Genomic DNA, 23,608 nt, shown 5'->3' with positions numbered 1-23,608 from the left:
GAGCGATAAAGCCTAAGCCATCAAAGTACCCACATAAAAAAAGAAATGCCAGTCAGCTTAACTGACTGGCATTGGCCAACAGGCTCCTTTTTGTTTAATTTTATCGCAGAGACTTGCACCCCCTTCCCAGTGTAAGCATAATCTTGAAAACATTTTTAAACTGGAACATACATGAATTGGTTAGCAGAATTAGCAACTAAAAGAACACCTTGGCTATTATTAGCCGTGATATCCTTAGCATTTGAAATCACCGCATTGTTTTTTCAATACAATATGGGTCTTGAGCCATGCATCATGTGTATTTATCAACGTACAGCAGTATTAGGCTTACTTGCTGCAGGTGTTATAGGTGCGATTAACCCGCAGGTGATGGTATGTAGAGTAGTAGCATTTGTCAGTTGGGGTATATCAGCAATTTGGGGTTATTTTATCGCCAAAGAACACATTGCAATGCAAAACAACACTGATCCTTTTGCATTCAGCTGTGCTTTTGAACCAAACTTTCCGAGCTTTATGCCTCTTCATGAGTGGATCCCAAGTTTCTTTGCTGCTACTGGTGATTGCGGCAATATAGATTGGCAGTTTGCATCACTGAGTATGCCAGCTTGGATGGAAGTGATCTTCGCTGCGTTCTCCGTCGTATTTTTAGTGGTTATAATTAGCCGCCTTGTATGCAAAAAGTCACTGTAATGATATATTTTTTTACCAGTCAAATACCTGAATTAAAGGCCTTTAAAGTGAGGCAGCGCCAGCAAATCATTGCCCTTGCACTTAGCCATTTGAGCCCCATGAACAAAATCACTTTATCTGTCTGTAAACTTGCTTTTTTGGCACCACTATTTTTAGGGCTCGCGTATTTTGAAGGATGGATGCTTCTGCCCTGGTTACTGTTAGCGGGGGTAAGCTATCCGCTTCTAACCACACCACTCGAAAATATATTTGCATTGCCACATCTGCAAACCGCTATTAAAGAATACAAACAGGGCTGTTAGGCCCTGTTTGACAGAGTGGCTTTCTAAAGCGTAATTTGTCCCTTTAATTTTTGGTAGAGTTTCTCACCAATCCCCTTAACCTCTTTTAGCTGTTCGACAGTTTTAAAGTTACCTTGGCTCTTACGATATTCAATAATTGCTTTGGCCTTTGCTTCACCAATACCTGGTAATTGAGTAAGCTGCTCTAACGTGGCTTTATTCAAACTTACTTTTTGTAGCTTAACATCTGCAACATCAACAGGTTTCGCTGCAAGTGCAGCTGTGGCGGGCAAAAGCGCAAGGCTTGAAGCTAACAATAGACTTGATAATAATTTCATATTTTCCTCCATGATGTCCTTACTTGGACAACTAATTTCCTTTGTTACCAAACACTCGCTCCATCGCTTGTGTTCTTAAAATTATAGGCCTAGCAGTTTTCCGATGCTTGGATAGATTTTAGGTAACAATTTAAATTAAGCTAATTTCGCTTTCTTTGTCAAATGATAGAAAGAAAAATGTAAGTTGCTACTTGCAAATAATGCCACAACACATTACTGTATATAAAAACAGTAATCAAGATGGCGATTTTACGCTACAAATGCCACGCTTAAATGCAGGAGAGATCATGGCTGTTGTTGTTAAATATGTTGTAGAAAGAAACGGAGTCGAGCGCATGACGTTTACTACTAAAAAAGAAGCTGATGCGTATGACAAAATGCTCGACATTGCTGAGTCATTGGAACTAATGCTTGAAAAAGTTGATGTACCATTAAGCGAGCAACAAATTGAGTCACTGGCGCTTGAAATGGCAAAAGAAAAAGACCAATTTATGGCTGTACTCAAAGGTGCAAAAGAAGCACCTGCGAAGCCTAAAAAGGCAAAGTCAGACGATAACGTTGCAGATATAAAAGAGAAAGCTGCAAGCTAACCATTCGCTATAAAATTAAAAAAGGGCAACATCTGTTGCCCTTTTTTGTGTTTAATCAAAAACTACAGTGATGATTCAACTTCATCAAATAAGTCTGTAATTTCCTTTTTCGGCTCGGCTGTCATAAGGCTTACAACAACAATCGCTATCGTTGATAAAATAAAGCCAGGGACAATCTCATAGATGATTGCACTTAGAGCTTGGCCGTCAATAGTGATTGGCGCGTAAATCCAAAACAACACTGTTGCTGCACCAACAACCATGCCACTGATTGCTCCTTGTAAGTTCATGCGCTTCCAGTACAAACTAATTAGCACAAGCGGACCAAATGCAGCACCAAAACCAGCCCATGCATTACTTACTAAATCAAGGATTGAGCTGTCACGGTCATACGCAAGATAAATAGCAAATAAAGCAACCAAAATAACACTGATACGACCCACTAACACTAGCTCTTTTTGTGAAGCGCTACGATTTAAGTAAATCTTATAGAAATCTTCTGTTAGTGAACTTGAACATACTAATAGTTGCGACGAGATAGTACTCATGATCGCCGCTAAAATAGCAGCCAATAAGAAACCCGCAATAAGTGGATGGAAAATAAGCTCAGATAACACCAAGAAAATCGTTTCTTTATCATCGATTGGCATTTGATTTTCGAGCATGTACGCTGCGCCAAATAAGCCTGTAAATACGGCACCAATAGCTGAAAGCGTCATCCACGACATACCTACACGACGCATCGTTGGCATATCTTTAACAGAGCGAACTGACATGAAACGAACAATAATATGTGGCTGACCAAAATAGCCTAAGCCCCATGCCATTGCAGAAATAATGGCAATTGTTGAACCACCAGCGAACCAGTCCATCATGTTAAGTGCATGTATTTCTGTTTCTTTAGGAGAACTTAATAATAAGTCATAGCGTGCATTTGCAAGCGTATCCATAAATGGTTGATCAAGCATAGTGTAGGTTGCAATAGGCACCGCTAACAGCGAGATAAACATGATACAGCCTTGCACGAAGTCAGTTAAGCTCACTGCTAAAAAGCCACCAAATAAGGTGTAAAGCACAACAACACCCGTAGTAATGTACAAGCCCATTTCATAACTCATATTAAATGAGTTTTCGAACAGCTTGCCGCCCGCTACAACTCCTGATGAGGTATATAGAGTAAAGAATACAATGATAACGACTGCAGAAATAACACGTAAGATATTTTTATTATCTTCGAAACGGTTTGCAAAGTAATCAGGGATAGTTATCGAATCATTGGCTTTTTCGGTGTAAACACGTAGCCGAGGTGCCACTAAAAAGTAGTTAGCCCATGCACCAAGCACTAAACCGATTGCAATCCAAACTTTGCTTAGGCCAAATAAGTACATTGCACCTGGTAAGCCCATTAATAACCAACCACTCATGTCTGATGCACCCGCTGAAAGCGCCGCAACACTTGGAGATAAGTTACGTCCACCTAGCATATAACCTGACACATCATCTGTTGATTGCTTATAGGCATATAGCCCTATTCCCAACATTACGATGAAGTATAATGCTAACGAAATTATCATTCCTGTTTCCAAATTAGCCTCCAAAAAATAGTTAATGTTGGCTTTTAATCCGAATAATGACTCGCAAGTTATTTAATTATAAGACATTATTGGGGTAAAAACCGATATCACTCATGACTATACCACGCTTCGACACTATAACTCCAATAGTGCCGATAACCAACTAAGTTTACATTTACAACGATACGCTAACAAAATTGTGATATTTAATCATAACTTATAGAATTTCATTACGATTTATCCTAGTCTTAACGTTAAGATAAAATCATAATTTATCCCCATATCTTGTCATTTTATTAATGCTATTTTAGATACAATGGCATATATTGCGAGGGGATAATGAAATAACTGATGTGGACAAGCTTGGACTATGTATTTTTACGCTGCGCGCCAACCGATTTTAGATAAGGAAAAGAAACTAGTCGGCTACGAACTCCTCTTTAGGGATGGAGTAGATAATGTGTTTCCAGATATTGGTGGCGATGAAGCAACGTCACGGCTCATTGAAGGCAGCCAATTTAACTTTGGTTTGGAAGACTTAACAGACAACAAACCTGCTTATATAAACTTTACGTTAGAAACATTACAAAAGGGTTACCCGCTATTATTAGGTAAAGACAATGTTGTAGTTGAAATTCTTGAAACTATTCAACCTGGTAAACGATTACTGGCTCTCGTCAAAGATTTGAAAGAAAGAGGCTATACGCTAGCACTTGATGATTATATTCACCAACCAGTTTGGCGTCATTTTTACCCGTATATTGATCTTATAAAAATCGATTTTCTAACCTGTACACCTGAATCTCTGCAGACGGTGATTGAAGCTATAAAGCCTCACCCACACATTAAGTTGTTGGCAGAAAAAGTTGAGACCCATGAGAAGTACCAACTGGCCATCGATATGGGTTTTAGCTACTTTCAAGGCTTCTTCTTTTCGAAACCTGAGATGGTGCAAAGCAAAACTTTACCACCGTCTGAGATGGCATTAGCTGAGCTTTTGTATGAAACATCGAGTATTGACTTAAATCTTAAAAAAATCACCGATGTATTTGAAAGAGATGTTAACTTATCTTACAAGTTACTACGTTATTCAAACTCTGCAGCATTTAAACGTCGTGCTGAAATCAGCACCATCAAACAGGCACTTATCGTTTTAGGTAGCGAAGAAATTAAACGTTTCTTATCGCTGTTATTCGCCGCACAAGTGGCTGCAGATAAGCCTGCTGAACTCATCCGCTTATCACTCACGCGAGCTCGCTTTGCTGAGCTGTTAGCTATCAGTCATGGGCAATTACGCGATACTGGAATGGCATTTTTGACCGGTATGATGTCGCTTATGGATGCAATCTTAGATGAAGATATGCCAAGCGTAATGGGCAAATTACCGCTAACAAATGAAATTAAAGGTGCCCTTCTTCATGACGAAGGTTTATTAGCAACGTATTTACGCCTTGTGAAGTTTTACGAGCAAGCTGACTGGGAAAGTGCCAAAGAGATCCAACAACAACTCGGCCTCAAACCCGAAGAGGTGCCCGATGCATATCACGATGCATTGAACTGGTCGAATGAACAAATGTCTGTATTCGGCGACTAATGTTCGAAATGTGAATACAAAAATGCCAGCAATATAGCTGGCATTTTTTCGTTGTGGTCAACGCTATTAAAGGTTTTCTAAGAAGTCTTCATCAAAATCGTCTGGCTCTTTTTCCATTGGTGGATTGCCATCATGAAGCTCATATAATTGACGCTGGAAATAGATATCTTTAACAAATATGTACGGGTCAAGTGACTCATTTAATAGACTTTCTTGAGGTATCAAAGAAGCACGCGCTTCAACCGCTTTCAGTGCAAACACTAAAATGGTTTGAGGTGTTGTTAACGCTATTTCAGGTAATACTATGTTATCAACTACATCACCCGTTAAATTTCGTACTGTACTTGGCCCCATGCCAGGTATCATCAAGTAGGCACCATCTCCTACTCCCCACACACCTAGCGTTTGGCCAAAATCTTCATCAACGATCTCTAGCCCTAATGAAGAGGCCACATCGAAAAAGCCAAATAAGCCAACCGTCGAGTTCACTAAGAAACGCGCAAGGCTGATCCCCATATTCCCTGGTTTGCCCTGCAAACCAGCGTTAACCATATCAGTTGGTGCAGTAATATTATCAGTAAAGTTAACAATACTGCGCCTAACAGGCATAGGTGTCACTGTAACATAGCCCACCGCAGCAGGGCGCAGAATATAAGCATCAAGCACATCCATATTAAAGTCATACATAGGACGATTGAATGACTGCAATGGATCTCGCTCATCCGCTTTTTCTTCGGGTACTTGTGCGCATCCTGCAAGTACAGCAAAAAAAATTAAAAATATACTATGCCTAAACATTGGCTATCCTTAAGGTATTAACTCATTAATTAGCAACGAATATTCTTTAACGTTAGTACGCTCCAAGACATCCGACTTGCCTTCCAACTCGCCGCTAGAAGTTACCACAGTTGCATCTTTCGATAAACGCGCGGTTAAAATAATTTGCTCAACACTCGATAAATTCAGGCCATCAACCATTGCGTTAGCATCACTTAACGTCACTGTTAGTGGAAAGCTATATTCTGTCATTTTTACCACAGCTAATGGCATTTGCGGACCACTGGCTGCTTTTGCAAAAACAAATAACGTGCCGTTTTGTGGCTGTGAGTCAGCAAGTGCTGGGTCCAAATCAACTGTGATGCTAATTTCACTGTTTGAAGCATCAACTACTTCTGTATTTGTGACTTGCTCATTATTTAAATGGGCATCAATTTCAGCAATACGCTCTGCAATCATGCTATAACGAGGGTCATTTTGCTCCATGCTCGCTAGCAGTACTTCAAACGCAGTTTTAGCTTGCAGCCAATCTTTACGCTCGTAGGCAATTAGGGCCAACAATGAGATTGCATCAATATTGGTTGGCTCTGCTTTTAACACTTTTGAAAGCATAGTCGCAGCCTGAGACATGTTCGCGTCATTGCCTTCCATCAGCAGAACTTGCGAGTAGCTGATCAGCACTTGCTTGTTATCCGGATTCATTTTCAATACTTTATCAAATGACTGCTTTGCCATATCAAATTCATTTAACGACATCGCAACACGTCCAAGTAGCATCCAAGCTACTTCGTCATCACCACTTTGATCAAGTTTAGTACGCAGCGCTAATGCAAATGCTTGAAGTTCATTTGCAGTCAACGGCTCACCATTTTGCATCACAGCTCGCTCACCGTATGACTTTAGATTTGCCATTGCATCATGCCAGCCTTTTATTTGCTGCTGACTGCCAGTGTAGGCATAGAAAATAGCTGTTAAAACGATTAAAAAGCCTGCTCCTGTTAAAGCAAATATACGATTGTTACCTTTGCTGTTTAAGGCTTTTTCTGGTGATAACTCATTAAGTAAACGACGCTTTTGCTCAACAACTGCCTCGTCATGCATTTGTGCATCGATACGTTGATTTTCAAGATCGTCTTTAAGCTCATCTAAACGTTGGTAATAAATTCGGATCAATTCCGAGTTTGCATTGTGATCAAGGCGTTGAATACGTTCGCGTTTAAAAAACGGCACGACAACAAACAGCAATGCAATCAGTGTGAGTAAAACAAAAGAAGCCCACATTAATGCCATTTAGCTTTGCTCCTGACGTTGATTTTGTTCAATTAGTTTTGCAAGTAATTTCTCGTCTTGCTCAGTCCATGTTTGCTTTACTGATGCTTTACGCTGACGCAATACAATAAAGCCAAAGCCAAGCACCACAATGAGCACTGGTAAAACCCAAAGCACAAGTGTTGCTGGAGTGACAGGCGGATCGTAATGAACGAAGTAACCGTAGCGGTCAATCATATAGTCAATCACTTCGTCTTTTGTTTTGCCTTCTTTTACTAAGGCTAATACTTTATCGCGCAAGTCTTTGGCAACAACGGCGTCTGAGTCGGCAATATTCTGATTTTGACATTTAGGGCAGCGTAACTCTTTAGTTAATTCACTAAAACGCGTAGCTTGCTCTTTATCATCGAACTGGTACTTGTCTTGCTCTGCAATTGCACTAAAGGCGATCAGCAAGCTTGCTAGAAGAATAACGAATCTCATTGCTGTAATTCCTGCATTAACGGTGCAAATTTAGCACGCCAAACACGTGGATTAATATCACCGGTGTGATGAAGCAAAATTGTGCCCTGCTTATCAACTAAAAATGTTTCAGGCGCACCAGATACCCCTAAATCAAGGGCTAATGTACGCTTTAAATCCAAAATATTGAACTGATAAGGGTCGCCAGCGCGATTTAGCATGCTGGTTACATCTTCACGTAACGCATTAATATCAAACTGGCCATCAAAGTCAGGGTCATAACCTTGCTCGTAATATAAGCCAATAATCTTAACGCCCTGCTCTCTAAGCTCTGTTAAATAACCTAACTCAGCTAAACAGGTCGGGCACCATGTGCCCCACACATTCAGCAGGTATACTTCGCCTTTCAGATCGGCATCTGTCCAACGCTTTGACTCATCCATCAAATCAGGTAGGTTAAATGTTGGCATAGTCTGACCAATACGTCCTGTTTGCAGCTCACGCGGGTTTGCAAACAAGCCTTGATATAAAAACACACACAACAAAACGAAAACCAATAATGGCGCTAGCGCTAACAATTTGCGGTTCATGCTGAAGCCTCCTGCTTAGTCGATTTCTGGCGATAGCGTTTATCACCAAGCACTAAAAAGCCTGCCAGTGAAATCAAGATGCCACCGAGCCACATCCAACGAACATACGGTTTATGGTAAATACGTAACGACCACGCACCTTGGCTTAATTGCTCACCTAGCGCTAGATACAAGTCACGGGTGAAGCCTGCATCAACAGCTGCTTCTGTCATAAATTGCATGCCAATGTCATAACGGCGTTTTTCAGCATGTAAAACCGTCACTTGTTTATCGTTTTTCATCACGGTGACAACCCCAGCATGGCCACTGTAGTTAGCCCCGCGAATAGACTTAACACCGTCAAAGCGATACTGGTATTCATTTAAAGCCACTGTGTCACCCGGTTTCATTGATACATCACGCTCAACCGAGTAAGCAGAGGTTAACGTGACACCTGCAATTACAAACGCTAAACCAATGTGACCTAAAACCATTGCCCAATAGCTTAGACCTAATCGCTTAAAGCCTTCACCTATGGTTTTATGAAGAGTTACTTTTGCAGCTAAATCTATCAGTGTAGTAACAAAAATCCATACTGCTAATGCGGTTGCAATAAAGGTAATTGGCGCAATTACGTCGTAGCTAGAATATAACCATGCACCGGTAACAACCACACTGACCACAGCCGATAATAACAGCTTGTTCTGTAGCATTGACCACTTGTTTTGCTTCCAGCGTAACAGCGGACCTATCCCCATTAAGATAGCAAATGGCACGAGTAAAATAGCAAACATCTTATTGAAGAATGGTTCACCTATCGAGATACTGCCTAAGCCAAGTTCTTTGTGGATCATTGGCAATAATGTACCCAACAATACAATCAGCGTTGCCACAACTAAGAAAATATTATTTAGCCAAAGCGCAACTTCACGCGAAGCAAACTTATAACGGCCTTCACTTTTCACCTGTGATACACGCAGTGCATATAGCGATAAACCACCGCCAACAACAATGGCCAAGAAAGCTAAAATAAACATGCCGCGATTAGGGTCTGACGCAAAAGCATGCACAGATACAATAATGCCCGAACGAACAATAAAGGTACCCAGTAAGCTTAACGAGAATGCTGCTATAGCTAGTAATACGGTCCAAGACTTAAATACACCACGTTTTTCTGTGGTTGATAATGAGTGCAACAACGCGGTTGCCACAAGCCAAGGCATTAGTGATGCGTTTTCAACGGGATCCCAGAACCACCAGCCACCCCAGCCGAGTTCTGAGTATGCCCACCAACTACCAATGGTAATACCGAGTGTTAAAAAGCCCCATGCAGTCATTGTCCAAGGACGAGACCACTTTGCCCAAGTATTATCAAGTTTGCCTGTAAGTAACGCCGCAATGGCGAATGAGAACGACACAGATAACCCAACATAGCCCATATAGAGCAATGGCGGGTGAATGATCATACCTGGGTCTTGCAGTAATGGGTTTAAATCGCGACCTTCAACAGGGAAATACGGTAATAAGCGCTCAAATGGGCTCGACATTAATAAGGTGTACAGCATAAAGCCAACACCTAAAAAGCCTAGCACGCCCAGTACACGAGCACGTAATACCCAAGGTAATGATTGTGAGCGCATAGCAACAACCGCTGTCCAACCTGCTTGCATCACTAACCAAAGTAAAATTGCTCCTTCATGGCCACCCCATGTTGAGGTTATTTTGTAGTACCAAGGTAAGGTGCTACTTGAGTGATAAGCAACATACGAAACGGTAAAGTCGTCGGTTAAACTGGCATAAATAAGTGCTGCAAAAGATAATAGTACGAATACGAACTGACCAATTGCCAGTGATGGGGCTGCACGCATTAACCTTAAATTGCCGGTATGCGCCCCCCACAAAGGAAAAATACACAGTAGAACACTGAGCACCATGGCCAGTGTTAAAGAAAAATAACCGAGTTCTGGGATCATATTAATTGCCGTTATCTAAGTTATAGGTCGGTTTTTCGTGTTTGATACCCTTCACAGCTTCTGCGACTTCTGCTGGCATGTATTCTTCATCATGCTTTGCAAGTACCTCAAAGGCATCAATTTCATTCGCTTTCACTAACACGCCCTGCGCCACAATCCCTTGGCCTTCACGGAATAAGTCCGGCAAAATTCCTTGATAATTAATTGTCACCATAGGGCCCGTATCGATTAACTTAAAGCTTACCTTTAAGCTTGATTCGTCACGGACAACTGAGCCAGGCACAACCATGCCGCCGATACGTAGTTTTTGTCCAATATGCGGTTTTTCTTTATTAGGCCCTTTTCCATCAACCAATTCACTTGGTGTATAGAATAAATTAATGTTTTCTTGCAGTGCATACAGCACTAAACCAATCGTTGCACCCACACCAAAAATAATGGCTACAACCGCTAATAAACGCTTTTTACGTCTTGGATTCATTGCCCTGCCTCTTGCTTCGCTTTCTTAATGCGCTCTTCACGTTGTGCTTGCTGCTTTACTGAAGAGAAAATACGTTTTGTGTCGTTTAACGAACTAAATAAAATACCAAGTAAAATTAATGCACAGCTGCCAAACGACAGCCAAACATAAAAGCCATAGCCACCCATGGCAATAAAATCTGCAAAAGAATCAAACTGCATGATTAACCTCGCTCAAGCATATCACGCACCCAAGGGCGGTGCTTTTCACGTTGTAAAATTTCGTTCTTAAGACGTATTAACGTCACCGTACCGACGAACGCTGCGAATGCCACAATATTCACCATCAGTGGCCAAAACATGCTTGGATCAATGGCTTTAGTATCAAACTTTGTAATGGTTGCACCTTGATGCAAGGTATTCCACCACTCAACCGAGAAGTGAATAATCGGTAAATTGATCACCCCGACAATCGCTAAAATACAGGCTGCCCGACCCGCCGCTTTTTTATCTTCAAAAGCATGATAAAGCGATAACACACCAAGGTATAAAAATAACAGAATGAGCTCAGAGGTTAGGCGTGCATCCCACACCCACCAAGCGCCCCACATAGGTTTACCCCATGCAGCACCGGTAATTAATGCTATCGCTGTCACACATGCCCCAACAGGTGCAATTGCAATCACTGCGAGTTCTGCATTACGTAATTGCCATACTAGTGCGATCACTGCAGCAATCGCCATAGAAGAGTAAGCGCCCATAGATAAAATAGCTGAAGGCACATGGATAAAAATAATTCGGTAGCTGTCTTTTTGTTGGTAATCGGCTGGGGCATAAGCAAGCCCCCAGACCCATCCAACAATCATACAGACCACCGTAACGACGGCGAAATAAGGCAGTAAGGTGTTACACAATTGGTAAGCACGATCTGCTTTTGCGTAGGGATGTAACCACTTCCACATATTAACTTACACTCACTTTCAATGCTGACGATATGGCAATTGGCGCCGCTATAATCGCTACGATTAGCATGGCACCAAGAATTGCAAGCTGTCCGCTATAGGCAAGCTCCATAGAGCTGGTATCGATAGCCGAGGTTGCAAAAATTAGTACAGGGATATACAAAGGCAAAACAAGTAAACTCATTAAAATGCCACCCTTTTGTAATCCCACAGTCAGTCCAGCACCAATTGCGCCAATGAAACTCAGCAATGGCGTCCCTAACAATAACGTCAGAACGGTTGCTAACAGCGCTGAACTTTCTAAATTCAATAATAAAGCAAATACCGGAGTCATAAGCACAAGAGGCAGCCCCGTAATCACCCAATGAGCCGCAACTTTAGCAAGAACGGTCAGTGGTAATGGGTATGCCGAAGCGATTAACTGCTCTAATGTTCCGTCGTGATAATCATCACGAAATAACTTATCTAAACCTAACATTGTCGACAGTAACGCTGCGACCCAAATAATGCCTGGTGCCATACGAGCAAGTAGACCGGGCTCAGGGCCAATTGCTAACGGAAAAAGTGTAATTACAATGAGAAAAAACAAGATAGGGTTAACGATTTCAGCACGCTGACGAAACGCTAATTTAAGATCTTTTGAAAAAACCGCAGAGAATAGTTGCCAATACGAGTGCTGCTTTACCATCAGTGGCGATACTCCAAAGTCACTGTTTTAAGGTCACTAAAATGTGCCGTTAAATCTTGGTGGGTGGTTAATAAAATAGCTCCACCCGCATTAAGATGCTCAACAAATCGCTCTTGCAAAAACGCCACCCCACTTTTATCAAGCGCAGTAAAAGGCTCATCTAATATCCACAGTTTGGCGTTATTTAACCAAAGACGAACCAATGCAACACGACGCTGTTGTCCTGCTGATAACATGCGCACAGGTACGTCTTCAAGACCCACTAGACCTATCTTAGCTAAGACCGGATATAAGTCTTGCTTGCTATCATAGCCGTTTATTTTCAGCCAAAAAGCAAGGTTCTCAAGTGCCGTAAGTTGACTATTTACACCTGTCTTATGACCGATAAATAATAGCTCATCAGCAAATTCATCATAGTATTTTGCGATAGAACGTTGTTGCCATAATACCTCACCTTCATCAGGCATAGCGAAACCTGCGATAATACGCAATAATGATGTTTTACCAGCCCCATTTGGACCAGCTAACTGCATAATTTGCCCAGATTTTAAGCTGAAATTAAGATCCGCAAACAAACAACGATCTTGCTTGATGCAGGTGACGGCCTTAATGTGTAACAAGATGACGATTCTCTATACCCAAAATTAGGCGTTAGTCTACCATAATGATAGGGTAATACGAATATTGCTTTAAAACGATTAACTTATATTTGATCTAAAATAATGAATAAACAAAGCCAGTTGACTCTCAGCACCCAGCTTAATATTGACCCTAAAAGTATTAGCAGTGCTTCACAACATTCATCAAGCGAGGCATTAAAAATGCTCGCTGATCAGAGTCTAACTGCCCGTAATATCGTGATTAGCAAACACAGTGTGCAGATGGATGTATTAATCAACAATGCATGGCAAACATTGCGTTTATCTACTGAGCAAGAAAATCCCAAAACTGAACGATTCTTATCGGCAAACATCCAATTAAGTAATGATGGCAAAGGGCTCACTATTACGCCTCTGCCTATCACAATTACACTGGGCAAAAGTCAGCAGTTGCAAGCACTTCTTAACTTGTTCACACAGGGGAATGCAAATACAAACATGCCCTACCCGGCAACTATTGCCAGCAATCAGCCAATATTGCAACTGCCATCACTAAAAACAGAGTTTGCCCTTAACAACACCTTGGCAACACTGTTAAAAACTGAAGCGCCACTAAAAGCAATCTTGTTGCCAGCTACAAATCAGCAAAATAGTTTTAACTTAAACATCATTAATCGCTTTGGGGATTCACTGCATCAACAAAGTGTTAGCCAACAAAAAGTCGCTGATTTAGTCGCTAAACTAGTCCCAGAAATAGACTTAAAACTCACCGGCCAACTGCTACAATTGAGTTTAGCAACCAAACAAAATAGCGAGTTAACGCTGCCACTTGCAGCAATCCCCCCAAAACAAGCAAAACAAATTCAAGCGCATTGGCAATTTAATCCTCATACGCTAAAACTACTATCACAGCGCGTAAAAGAGACCATTGAACTTGTCAACAAAGCGCCAATACAACATTTGTTATTAAAAAACTCACTCTCAGATACATTTACACATGCTCTTAAAAGCCAACCACTTGACAGTAAGACAACGCCTTTGGCTCCATCAAGTAGTAATGATTCACCAATACGCTCTTGGTTAAAAGACAGTTTTGCCGATTTGAAAACCCGTATTAGTGATGCAGTGCGTTACTTTGAGCGTTTACCAGCAACAACAAAATCAACAGCTAACTTATCTGTTAGTCAAACGCCGGACGCAAGCAACAGTGTAAGCCAGCTAGGGTATAATGCTAAACAAATCAATATAATTAAGCTCGCGTCTTTAGACCTAAACTGGTCGAGGTTAATGTCCCCTAACTCGCCTTTAAAACAACAGCCGGGCACACTTTTGCCTACCATCAATAACAATGTGCAGTTGGCGGCCACAAAGTCTGCTGGCGAACAACCTATGTTGCCTGTCAGCTTTAATAAGTCGGCGCCGCTAATTCAATTGTTTCAGCAACTTAAAGTAAGTCTTGAACCATTAATAAATACGCCCGCAATCAACGACAAAGCAGCACTCATTAGTAGCGCTCAAATAGCCGAAAAGCCTCCTACAACTTCAGCGGCAAATGCTATAAATAAGGTGAACTCTATACCCGCTCAAGCTTCAAACATCGCCACTAATATTGATAACGCAGTATCGAAAGACAATCCAGCGCTTGCAACTAAGGCGATTAAACAAACTGTGAGTGGTGATCAGTTGCAATCCTTAGCGAGAACAAAGGGTGCAATTACAGAGCAAACGGCAAATCATTTAAAAGTTAAAGCGGAACTGCCTGCATCAATAACAAGTCAGGTCTCTTCTCTCGCTCCTTTTTTAGCAGCAAAAGAGCCTAATTTACGCCAACCCCTACTCGCTATTAGGCCTATTGAAGCTGCACTAATAGCCAAGTTAGTGCCAATGCCACAGAGTCAAAAGCCCACAAGCACGCCACTACCTGTGCAGTTAAGTGAAAAGTTAGTCGCTCTTAGTGAGCAAAGTACGTCTTCTTCTGTTGATCTAAATAGGTTAGTTAATCAAGCATTTAGCCGCATTATTTCAAGTCAAAACATACACCCAGCAACGATCGAGCGTGAACTACTAAGTATACTTAGACCAGCATCTTTAACACCACAAAACCAACAAGCAAGTTTTAATCAAGGTCTAGAGCAACTAGCAGTAACCGCTTTGGCTGCACCTATTATTAATCAGGCTCCCACTAATTTAAACTTTAACAACCAAACAGGTCTGGATGCTTTATTGCAAGTGCTAGTACCCAATTTTAAAGCCGTTAATGGCAGTAAGTTACTTGAGCAATTACAACAACCCAATTTGCAAGCCTTAGCGGGTGAGTTAAGCCAAGTAAAGAATACTCTCACGCAAGTACAAACGACGCCGATAAACCAACAGCAAGATAGTAACCCGCTTGCACAATTTTTCTTACCGATGAAACTTCCAGCAGAGGCAGGGCAAACAGAAATCAGCTTAGGTCAATACAAAAAGCCGAGCAAAAACAAGCTTGAAAGTAAAAATGTATGGTTTGTTAGGCTAAACTTTGACTATGCGCAGCTTGGTAAATTACAAGTTACCGCAGAGGTTATGGACACAGCGGTAGATTGCCAATTATTAGCCTCTTCACAAGAGGTCACGGCTCTTGCACATCCGCATTTAGAAACGCTGCGTCATAAACTAGCAAGCCATGGTCTAAATGTTGGCGAGCTTAATTTGCAACAAGGTACGCCAAGTCATCAAGCCTTTTACAAGTCACATGCGATTATTAACATCAAGGTCTAAACTTTATGAGCGAACAATATCAACATAAATCTGCTATTGGCCTACTCTACGAAGCGGGCAGTTCGCCTCGAGTAACCAGTAAAGGCTTTGGTGAACTTGCTGACGAAATTGTTAAACTTGCCGAACAAAAAGGCATTTTAATACATCAAGACGCTGACTTAGCACAAACCTTATCGCACCTTGAGTTAGGTGAAGAAATACCAAAAGAGCTTTACTATGTCATTGCTGAATTAATTGCATTTTCGTATGTATTGCGTGGTAAATTTCCACCGGGTTGGCAAGATTTTCAAGGTAAGCTCAACATTCAAGCTTAGGGCTCAGAAGTGCTCCAATAAAAAAGCGCCTCATTGGGCGCCTTTTTGTTTATGAAGAGACATAAGAAGTTCAGCTTCGGCTCTGGGTAACTCGCATTCACGAATTATTTCTTCTAAATCAGCACCTAGCTCAACCATTTTAACCGCTCGCGAATAGATTTTCGCATTCGGATCATCATATTTTTGTGCGTCTTGTAGTTGCTCAAGTTCTCTACTTTTTTCTTCAACAGCTACAACACGTTTGCCAATACTGAGCATTCCTGCACGCATTTCTGCAACTTCACTGCGTAATATACTCAATTGTTGTTGAGCATCTTGCAGCTGTTTTTGCTTAGCCTGAATTGCGGCAGCTTGTTTATTGTTATTGACAAAAATAAGCCCCAAACACACTAAAACTAGTAAGATTGAGGCACCAAACAAAGAGTATAACAGCATATAGTTTCCAAGCGTTTATAGTGCGCTCAGCTCGTCCCACTCATCGTCATTTAAAAGCTTGTTAAGGTCTACCAAGATCAATAACTCACCATCACGGTTTGATACACCTTGAATAAACTTAGCACTTTCTTCTGTGCCAATATTTGGCGCACTGTCAATTTCTGAGCTACGTAAATAAACCACTTCAGCGACACTATCAACTAAAATACCAATAACTTGTTTTTCAGCTTCAATGATGACAATACGTGAGTTGTCGGTAACTGCTGCGCCCATCAAACCAAAACGTGCACGGGTGTCGATCACTGTTACAACATTACCGCGAAGGTTAATAATACCCAACACATACGAAGGTGCGCCTGGAACAGGAGCAATCTCGGTATAGCGAAGCACCTCTTGTACTTGCATTACGTTAATGCCGTACGTTTCTTCTTCAAGCTTAAAGGTTACCCACTGTAACACTTCATCGTTGCTATCAGCATTTTTATTAGCTGACAGTAGTCTTTCTTCACTCATGCTATTACTCCGTAAAAATAGTTACTGCTCACGGCTGTCTAAGCCCTGCTCTAGCAATTGATATAAATTTTCAACGTCAATCAAGGCGCACATTTTCTCTTTGATAACACCGGCTAACCATGGCCGCTTACCTGATTTTGCTCGCCATTTTACATCTTCTTTTTGAAGCGTAATATTATTTACGAGCTTTTCTGCCAATAATCCCCATTGACTATCACCTAAGGTGATTAAATACTGATAATTTAATGCTTGTTCTAATCTTTCATCATATTTTTCTGGCATAACCCAACGTGCAGTATCAACAACATTGAGCTTTTCATCTCGGTTAAGCATTACGCCTTTAAACCATTTTGGTTTACCAAACAATTGGTTAACCTCTGTCAGTTGATGAATTCCCCCTAATGCTTTTAGTGGTACTGCTAAGGTTAAACCTGCAACTTCAAAAAACAGTGCCTGAAACTCGCCATCAAAGTAATCTTCTTGGCGCTCAGACGATGTCTTAGCAATAATATCTGCATTAGATTCTGCAACTATATCTTTGATATTAGCTTGGTTCTCGGTTTTCTCAAGCTCTTTAGTTGACTCAACACTCGGTAAAGACGGTTCAGTAGCAATTACTGTGGGAGTAATCTTTTCTTCTTGCTTTTGTTCAGGCTCATTAACCTGCTCGAGTAATTTAGCTACGGGTTCAAGATTCTGCTCGCTAGGTTCATCTTCACACAGCAAAGCACCCAAATATTGGGTCATCACTTTTTCATTAGCAAATAAATGCTTACTCATCATTAACCTTGTGCAACTAAATAATCAAGCAAGGCGCGATAGGCAAATACACCTCGAGAACGAGGGCAAAATTGAATCGGCACTTGTTGTGCTAAACTAGCATCTCTAAATTTTGTATCGACAGGAACAACACCCGACCATACTTTGTCTTTGTAATTATCCTGCAGAGTTTTATACGCTTCAAGTGATGCTTTAGTCCGTTTGTCGTACATTGTAGGAATAATAGTATATTGATACTGCTTAGACTGCGATGTTTGCATTAATTCCATCGTCCGCATCATTCGGTCAAGACCTTTAAGAGCCAAAAACTCAGTCTGTACTGGCACCAAAATACGCTCGCTGGCTGCCAAGGCGTTAACCATCAACACCCCTAGTACTGGTGGGCAGTCAATAATTGCATAGTCATAATGGTCACTAATTTTTGCCAGCGCTTTCTTAAGAATTAAGCCCATACCATTTTTATTACCCATGCTTCTATCAAGTGTCGCAATTGCCATAGTGGCAGGTAAAATATCAAGGTTTTCTAATGTTGAAGGGCATAACGCTTGCAAAATTTCTTCACTTGCCATGCTGTTGCCGCGCGCAAAAATATCATACACGCTAACCTCAAGCTCTTCAGAATCAATACCAAAATAATAAGTTAAAGATGCATGTGGATCGGTATCAATAAGTAAAACACGCTTACCTTGTAATGCAAGAATACCCGCAAGGCTGACAGCTGTTGTTGTTTTCCCTACGCCACCTTTTTGATTTGCTACTGTCCAAACTTTCACATCACACCTTATTATTGTTCATTGCGCGTGGTTATTCGAATGCCACCATGAGGTAATTGAATCACTTTAATGGTGTTATCATTGCTTGGCAACTCAATTTCAGGAGCTTGTTGCTGCGGCTTTTCAGTGTCTTCATCACTAGGGGTTGTCGGCTCTGGTGGTAAACCATATTTAGAAAGCGCAACCACCACTTTACGGTTTTCAGCTCGGCCTTGTTCTGTATCGTTACTCGCAAACGGTGAATATTGTCCGTAGCCTTCAATCGCCATACGTGCTGGGTTGATACCTAAGTTTTCAAGTTCAACTAACACAGAAGTGGCACGTGCAACCGACAATTCCCAGTTAGAACGAAACATTTCATTGCGAATACCTTCGTTATCGGTATAACCACGCACACGAATATAGTTATCTACAGGGGCAATTATATCTTTGACTAAGCTTACAACTTGCTTGGCTCGTTGCTGAGCCACCGCACTTCCAGAAGAGAACAGCATACCCGAACTCAATTCTATAATTAGCCAATCTTGATGTAACTCAAGACTTGCCTCACCATCGCGAATTTCATCTATCAGTGCAGACTGTAACTTGGTAAGAAGGCTATCGAGTGGTTTACCTAGGTGCTTCTTATCAATATTACTGGTCTCACTTTGCCCATCAAGTAGCTCTGGGCCTTGTTCATCTTTACGGATGCTTTCTCCGTATAAAATATCATTTTCGGGACTGACTCGGTCAGTCAAAATACCCGTACCGTTGACACCTGTTCCAACTTGCTGCTGCTGACGGGCTGATTTTTCAAAAACTTGTTCAAGAGAATCGGAGAGGATTTGGAAATCTTCATTTTTACTAATTGCGATCGCGTACATCACCACAAAAAACGCAAACATAATAGTCATATAATCTGCGTATGAAACCAACCAACGTTCAGTATGCTGACTTTTTTGAGTGTTTTGACGCAAGCGACGGCGCAACATGATATTACTCGTCAACTAAACTTGGACGATCAACACGGTACGCCTCAAGTTTAAGTTCAATGTTTAGTGGGCTTTCGCCTTGAGAGATTGCAATAATACCTTCAGCAAGTAACTCATGATAAAGCATTTTTTGTTCAATTTGTTGCTTCAGCTTGTTCGCCATAGGTAAAAACAACAGGTTTGCTAAGCCAACACCATAAATGGTAGCGATAAAGGCGGTTGCTACACCCGCACCTAGTTTTTCAGGATCAGTAATAAATTGCATTGCTTGTATTAGGCCTAATACGGCACCTAAAATACCGATTGTCGGGCTGTAACCCCCCATCGCTTCATACACTCTGCTAACTTCAAGCAAGCGCTCACGTTCAAGCATTAAGTCGATCTCTAGCGTATCTCTAAGTCTATTCTCATCAATACCGTCGACTAATAAGTTCAACCCTTTTGCCGCGTAGGGGTCTGAATGAGCAAGTGCTTCAGACTCTAATGATAAATAGCCCTCTTGCCTCGCTTTATGTGACCAGCGTTTTACTTGTTCAATGGCGGCGTCGATATCATGATATGGAGGAAAAAAAACCCAATGACTAATTTTAAGTGTTTTTGCAAAAACACTGCCCGGGGTTTGGAGCATCACAGCACCTAAGGTACCGCCAAGTACGATAACTAGCGCAGGCCCGTTGAATAAGGCTGTTACCACTCCTCCTTCTAGCGCATAACCAAAGGCAATTGCGCTGACAGCAACGATTAAACCAAGAAAGGAAAGCTTATCCACAGCCAGTCTCTCGCGTTAAACGAGCCGCAACATCATTTAATGCAAGACTTTCACTGGCAAGGCCTGCATTAGCAACAGCTTGAGGCATACCATATACGACACTCGTTTTTTCGTCTTGAGCCCAAATTGTCGCACCTGCTTGCTTGAGCATGCGGGCACCATCTCGGCCATCAGCCCCCATTCCCGTTAACACGACAGCTAATACATCTGCCCCGTACGCTTTGGCTGCGCTGGCAAAAGTAACATCTACACTTGGTTTATAAGTAATACGAGGACTATCGTCTTCAAACACGCGTAGCGTACGTGAGCTACCACGTCCTTCTACCAGCATTTGCTGACCGCCCGGAGCTAAATAAGCTGTGCCAGCAACCAGTCTATCGCCTTGCTGTGCTTCTTTTACGTTAATTTTACACAAGCCGTTTAGCCGTGCTGCAAATGCCGGAGTAAACGCCGCAGGCATATGTTGGATAAGTAAAATAGGATGCGGAAAATTAGCAGGTAATTGCGTCAAAATAGTTTGCAATGCCACAGGGCCACCCGTTGACGTACCAATTGCGACCAACTGATATTGTTTACCAGAAGCCCGAATGTTACTTGCTGCAGATGGCGATGAAGAGCCCGGAGTCGGTGTTGAACGACTAAAACTGCGATCAGGCTGTACAATACCGCTGCTGCGTGAACTGGTAGAAGTTGACGGTCTTACAATAGGTGCTGGGCGGGTAAATCGAGAGATTCTACGACGGCCAATCTCTTTTACTTTATTTTGTAATAATGCAATTGCATCTTCATTATTACGTGCAATGTCTTCAAATTTCTTTGGTAAGAAATCAAGCGCACCGGCATCTAATGCATCAAGAGTGGCTGTTGCACCATCACGAGTAAGCGATGAAAACATTAAAATAGGCGTGGGTGTGGCTGCCATAATTTCTTTAACGGCACTTATGCCATCAAGTACAGGCATTTCCACATCCATGGTAATTACATCAGGCTTTAGTTCTCGGGCCTTATCAACCGCTTCGCGCCCATTTACTGCAAACCCTATTACCTGAATATTGCTGTCTTGCTCTAATATTTCGCTCACTCTACGGCGAAAGAAGCTTGAATCATCAACAACTAATACTTTGACTGCCATTGGCACTCTCTTGTTATTTATCGTATTTAATGCAGCCTATTGGCTGCAAATTACTATTTCTTATTAGCCAACGTAGTGCTTGAGCATACTCGGTACATCTAAAATTAACGCAATGCCACCATCTGATGTGATTGTTGCACCAGCCATACCAGGTGTACCTTGAAGTAATGCATCAAGAGGTTTAATTACGACCTCTTCTTGACCAATCAATGAGTCAACAACAAACCCTACTTGTTTGGTACCAATTTGCACAATCACCACGTGACCTTCTGCTTTTCGCTCTTGGCGGTTGGCTCCTTTCACTAACCAGTGTTGTAAATAGAAAAGCGGAATCGCTTTTTTACGCACAATAATTGTTAGCTGACCATCAACAACGTTAGTTTTAGTTAAATCAAGATGGAAAATTTCGCTAACACCTGCAAGTGGTAATGCGAAAGTTTGCTCACCTACCACAACCATAAGGGTCGGTAAGATAGCCAGTGTTAATGGCACCTTGATTTCAAGCGCAGTACCTACTCCCAATTCTGACTGGATATTAACCGAGCCATTAAGCTGGGTGATCTTCGTTTTTACTACATCCATGCCGACACCACGGCCTGAAATGTCAGAGATCTCTTCTTTCGTTGAGAAACCCGGTGCAAAAATTAGATTATAAGCCTCGGTGTCAGATAAACGACTTGCTTGATCATGGTCAATAACCCCTTTGCTAATCGCTATTTTCTTCAGCTTTTCAGCATCCATACCTGCACCATCATCACGAATGGTCAGTAAGATATGGTCACCTTCTTGAGATGCCGATAAAGTGACAGTACCTGTGCGAGGTTTACCCGCAGCTTCACGCACTTCTGGCATTTCAATACCATGGTCAACAGAGTTACGCACTAAGTGCACCAATGGATCTGCTAACGCTTCTACAAGGTTTTTATCTAAATCTGTTTCTTCACCAACCAGCTGCAGATTAATATCTTTTTTCAAGCTACGTGCTAAGTCTCGTACTACGCGAGGGAAGCGACCAAATACCTTTTTAATTGGTTGCATGCGGGTTTTCATTACCGCACCTTGCAAGTCTGCTGTAACTACATCAAGGTTTGAAATAGCTTTGCCCATTGACTCACTGTTTGTGTTATTAGCAAGGCTCACTAATCGATTGCGCACTAATACAAGCTCGCCCACCATGTTCATAATTTCATCTAGGCGTTTTGTATCAACACGTACAGTAGTTTCGGCCTGAGGTGGCGGCGCTTTTTTCGGTGCAGCAGCAGACTCAGGCGCTTTAGCTGGTGCAGGAGTCGCTTTACTTGGTGCTGCTGGTTTACTCGGTGCAGCTTGTTGTGGCGCAGCTTTAGCAACAGGTTTCTCTGCTTGCGTTGGTTTCTCTGGCTCTACGTTCGGTGCGGCTGTTGGGGTGCTTTCAAGTGATTTTGGTGCACTCCCTTTGCCATGTAATTCGTCAAGTAATGCTTCAAATTCATCATCACTGATCTCGTCATCACCATCACTACTTACACTGGTGCTAGGAGCAGCAGGTTTTGGAGCTTCAGGTTGAGGGGTATCGGGTTGTTTAACTTCACCAAAACTGCCCACACCATGAAGTTCGTCTAATAAGCTATCAAACTCATCGTCGGTAATGTCATCACTATCATTGCTGCTTGAATCGAGAGTTGCAGCTGCAGGTCCTTGACCTTTACCATGTAACTCATCAAGTAAACTTTCAAATTCGTCTTCAGTGATTTCATCAATATTCTGTGAAGCACTCTCTTGGGCTAAACCACCACCATCAAATAGCATATCAAAAGCAAACGGGTCGCTTTCATCAATATTATCAGTGTTTATGTCGGCTGTTACATCAGTGGTATCAACAACAGGTTCTTCTACTACTGGCTCTTCAGGTGCAGGGGTTGTGTCTTCAATAACACTTGTGTCTTCTCCTGCAAGCTCTTCTGCTGTTGGTGGCTGACTTAACTTATGAAGTACATCAAGTAGAGCAGGATCGGCAGGCTCTGGTTGCTCACGATTTTGAATAGTTGAGAACATTTCGTTGATGGTATCAAGAGCTTGAAGAATAACATCCATTAATTCAGGTGTTACACTACGCACACCTTGGCGAAGTAAATCGAAGACATTTTCTGCACCATGACAAGCGTCAACAAGCTCTGTCATACTCAAGAAACCTGCCCCACCTTTTACAGTGTGGAAACCTCTAAAAATTGCGTTAAGTAAGTCTTTGTCTTCTGGGTTGTTCTCAAGCTGAACCAATTGTTCTGACAAAAGCTCTAGAATTTCCCCTGCTTCAACAAGGAAATCCTGTAAAATATCTTCATCGACTTCAAAGCTCATGC

Annotated in this window: 26 protein-coding genes; 6 read left to right on the top strand and 20 right to left on the bottom strand. The window is 41.9% G+C overall.

The features are described 5' to 3' along the window. Positions 1–171 precede the first annotated feature (171 nt). Together dsbB and QL229_RS07340 are read left to right on the top strand one after the other, a co-directional pair. Positions 172–690, top strand: coding sequence for a disulfide bond formation protein DsbB (gene dsbB, locus QL229_RS07345; RefSeq protein ID WP_281546662.1), 519 nt, complete (start codon positions 172–174; stop codon positions 688–690). Beyond that, a complete protein-coding gene (locus QL229_RS07340) occupies positions 690–992 on the top strand; it encodes a DUF6170 family protein (protein ID WP_138557439.1) in 303 nt (100 codons plus the stop codon). Before dsbB ends, QL229_RS07340 begins: the two co-directional genes overlap by 1 nt. Positions 993–1,015: 23 nt before the next feature. On the opposite strand, the gene QL229_RS07335 is transcribed toward QL229_RS07340, so the two are convergent. After that, entirely contained in the window at positions 1,016–1,309 is a 294-nt protein-coding gene (locus QL229_RS07335; protein WP_135923898.1) for a helix-hairpin-helix domain-containing protein, read from the bottom strand. A gap of 287 nt (positions 1,310–1,596) precedes the next feature. Between QL229_RS07335 and QL229_RS07330 the strand changes: the two genes are divergently transcribed. Continuing rightward, entirely contained in the window at positions 1,597–1,899 is a 303-nt protein-coding gene (locus QL229_RS07330; protein WP_135926253.1) for a YebG family protein, read from the top strand. 62 nt (positions 1,900–1,961) lie between these two features. On the opposite strand, the gene putP is transcribed toward QL229_RS07330, so the two are convergent. Beyond that, on the bottom strand, positions 1,962–3,473 hold the full coding sequence (putP, locus tag QL229_RS07325) for a sodium/proline symporter PutP (RefSeq protein ID WP_135923897.1): 1,512 nt from the start codon (positions 3,471–3,473) through the stop codon (positions 1,962–1,964). A gap of 370 nt (positions 3,474–3,843) precedes the next feature. Here putP and QL229_RS07320 point away from each other — a divergent pair, with 370 nt between their 5' ends. Then, positions 3,844–5,067 (top strand): HDOD domain-containing protein, encoded by a 1,224-nt coding sequence (locus tag QL229_RS07320; RefSeq protein WP_281546661.1) that lies wholly within the window; start codon positions 3,844–3,846, stop codon positions 5,065–5,067. 66 nt (positions 5,068–5,133) lie between these two features. Here QL229_RS07320 and QL229_RS07315 read toward each other — a convergent pair whose 3' ends face one another. From QL229_RS07315 to ccmA, 10 genes are read right to left on the bottom strand one after another with little or no spacing between them, the layout of a single operon-like run. Continuing rightward, positions 5,134–5,865, bottom strand: coding sequence for a VacJ family lipoprotein (locus QL229_RS07315; RefSeq protein ID WP_135923895.1), 732 nt, complete (start codon positions 5,863–5,865; stop codon positions 5,134–5,136). A 9-nt stretch (positions 5,866–5,874) separates the two neighbouring features. After that, on the bottom strand, positions 5,875–7,134 hold the full coding sequence (gene ccmI, locus QL229_RS07310; protein WP_235382066.1) for a c-type cytochrome biogenesis protein CcmI: 1,260 nt from the start codon (positions 7,132–7,134) through the stop codon (positions 5,875–5,877). Further along, entirely contained in the window at positions 7,135–7,596 is a 462-nt protein-coding gene (locus tag QL229_RS07305) for a cytochrome c-type biogenesis protein (protein WP_135923893.1), read from the bottom strand. It abuts the gene before it with no gap. Then, a complete protein-coding gene (locus tag QL229_RS07300; protein ID WP_135923892.1) occupies positions 7,593–8,165 on the bottom strand; it encodes a DsbE family thiol:disulfide interchange protein in 573 nt (190 codons plus the stop codon). The genes QL229_RS07305 and QL229_RS07300 overlap by 4 nt, the downstream gene beginning before the upstream one ends. After that, positions 8,162–10,117, bottom strand: coding sequence for a heme lyase CcmF/NrfE family subunit (locus QL229_RS07295; protein ID WP_281546660.1), 1,956 nt, complete (start codon positions 10,115–10,117; stop codon positions 8,162–8,164). The genes QL229_RS07300 and QL229_RS07295 overlap by 4 nt, the downstream gene beginning before the upstream one ends. Before the next feature lies 1 nt (position 10,118). Beyond that, a complete protein-coding gene (gene ccmE / locus QL229_RS07290) occupies positions 10,119–10,598 on the bottom strand; it encodes a cytochrome c maturation protein CcmE (protein WP_135923890.1) in 480 nt (159 codons plus the stop codon). After that, the gene (gene ccmD / locus QL229_RS07285; RefSeq protein WP_054553244.1) at positions 10,595–10,798 is read right to left on the bottom strand and encodes a heme exporter protein CcmD; all 204 of its coding nucleotides are present in this window, start codon (positions 10,796–10,798) and stop codon (positions 10,595–10,597) included. Before ccmD ends, ccmE begins: the two co-directional genes overlap by 4 nt. A 2-nt stretch (positions 10,799–10,800) precedes the next feature. After that, positions 10,801–11,538: a heme ABC transporter permease gene (locus tag QL229_RS07280; protein WP_135923889.1), complete on the bottom strand. Its 738-nt coding sequence runs from the start codon at positions 11,536–11,538 to the stop codon at positions 10,801–10,803. A 1-nt stretch (position 11,539) separates the two neighbouring features. Beyond that, the gene (ccmB, locus tag QL229_RS07275) at positions 11,540–12,226 is read right to left on the bottom strand and encodes a heme exporter protein CcmB (RefSeq protein WP_135923888.1); all 687 of its coding nucleotides are present in this window, start codon (positions 12,224–12,226) and stop codon (positions 11,540–11,542) included. Further along, positions 12,226–12,846, bottom strand: a complete 621-nt coding sequence (gene ccmA, locus QL229_RS07270; protein ID WP_135923887.1) for a cytochrome c biogenesis heme-transporting ATPase CcmA — start codon at positions 12,844–12,846, stop codon at positions 12,226–12,228. Before ccmA ends, ccmB begins: the two co-directional genes overlap by 1 nt. Before the next feature lie 102 nt (positions 12,847–12,948). Between ccmA and QL229_RS07265 the strand changes: the two genes are divergently transcribed. Both QL229_RS07265 and QL229_RS07260 read left to right on the top strand, forming a co-directional pair. Then, positions 12,949–15,582, top strand: coding sequence for a flagellar hook-length control protein FliK (locus QL229_RS07265; RefSeq protein WP_281546659.1), 2,634 nt, complete (start codon positions 12,949–12,951; stop codon positions 15,580–15,582). A 5-nt stretch (positions 15,583–15,587) separates the two neighbouring features. Further along, positions 15,588–15,896 (top strand): EscU/YscU/HrcU family type III secretion system export apparatus switch protein, encoded by a 309-nt coding sequence (locus QL229_RS07260; RefSeq protein WP_135923886.1) that lies wholly within the window; start codon positions 15,588–15,590, stop codon positions 15,894–15,896. Between the two features lie 30 nt (positions 15,897–15,926). Here QL229_RS07260 and QL229_RS07255 read toward each other — a convergent pair whose 3' ends face one another. The 8 genes from QL229_RS07255 to QL229_RS07220 all read right to left on the bottom strand — a co-directional run bounded on the left by QL229_RS07255 (position 15,927) and on the right by QL229_RS07220 (position 23,606). Continuing rightward, positions 15,927–16,331 carry a DUF2802 domain-containing protein gene (locus QL229_RS07255; RefSeq protein ID WP_135923880.1) on the bottom strand — a complete coding sequence of 135 codons (405 nt, stop codon included), beginning with the start codon at positions 16,329–16,331 and terminating at the stop codon, positions 15,927–15,929. A gap of 15 nt (positions 16,332–16,346) precedes the next feature. After that, positions 16,347–16,844: a chemotaxis protein CheW gene (locus QL229_RS07250; protein ID WP_281546658.1), complete on the bottom strand. Its 498-nt coding sequence runs from the start codon at positions 16,842–16,844 to the stop codon at positions 16,347–16,349. A 21-nt stretch (positions 16,845–16,865) separates the two neighbouring features. Continuing rightward, positions 16,866–17,624, bottom strand: a complete 759-nt coding sequence (locus QL229_RS07245; RefSeq protein ID WP_281546657.1) for a chemotaxis protein CheW — start codon at positions 17,622–17,624, stop codon at positions 16,866–16,868. A gap of 2 nt (positions 17,625–17,626) precedes the next feature. Further along, the gene (locus QL229_RS07240) at positions 17,627–18,397 is read right to left on the bottom strand and encodes a ParA family protein (RefSeq protein WP_135923878.1); all 771 of its coding nucleotides are present in this window, start codon (positions 18,395–18,397) and stop codon (positions 17,627–17,629) included. A gap of 11 nt (positions 18,398–18,408) precedes the next feature. Then, positions 18,409–19,368: a flagellar motor protein MotB gene (locus QL229_RS07235; RefSeq protein WP_135923877.1), complete on the bottom strand. Its 960-nt coding sequence runs from the start codon at positions 19,366–19,368 to the stop codon at positions 18,409–18,411. 4 nt (positions 19,369–19,372) lie between these two features. After that, positions 19,373–20,137, bottom strand: a complete 765-nt coding sequence (locus QL229_RS07230) for a flagellar motor protein (RefSeq protein ID WP_135923876.1) — start codon at positions 20,135–20,137, stop codon at positions 19,373–19,375. Further along, entirely contained in the window at positions 20,130–21,269 is a 1,140-nt protein-coding gene (locus QL229_RS07225; protein WP_281546656.1) for a chemotaxis response regulator protein-glutamate methylesterase, read from the bottom strand. Before QL229_RS07225 ends, QL229_RS07230 begins: the two co-directional genes overlap by 8 nt. A 63-nt stretch (positions 21,270–21,332) precedes the next feature. Beyond that, positions 21,333–23,606, bottom strand: coding sequence for a chemotaxis protein CheA (locus QL229_RS07220; protein WP_281546655.1), 2,274 nt, complete (start codon positions 23,604–23,606; stop codon positions 21,333–21,335). Positions 23,607–23,608: the final 2 nt, after the last annotated feature.

It is taken from the genome of Pseudoalteromonas sp. PAR1 (assembly GCF_947311895.1).
In the GTDB taxonomy this organism is placed as follows: domain Bacteria; phylum Pseudomonadota; class Gammaproteobacteria; order Enterobacterales; family Alteromonadaceae; genus Pseudoalteromonas; species Pseudoalteromonas lipolytica_C.
This window is presented reverse-complemented; position numbering and strand designations above follow the sequence as displayed.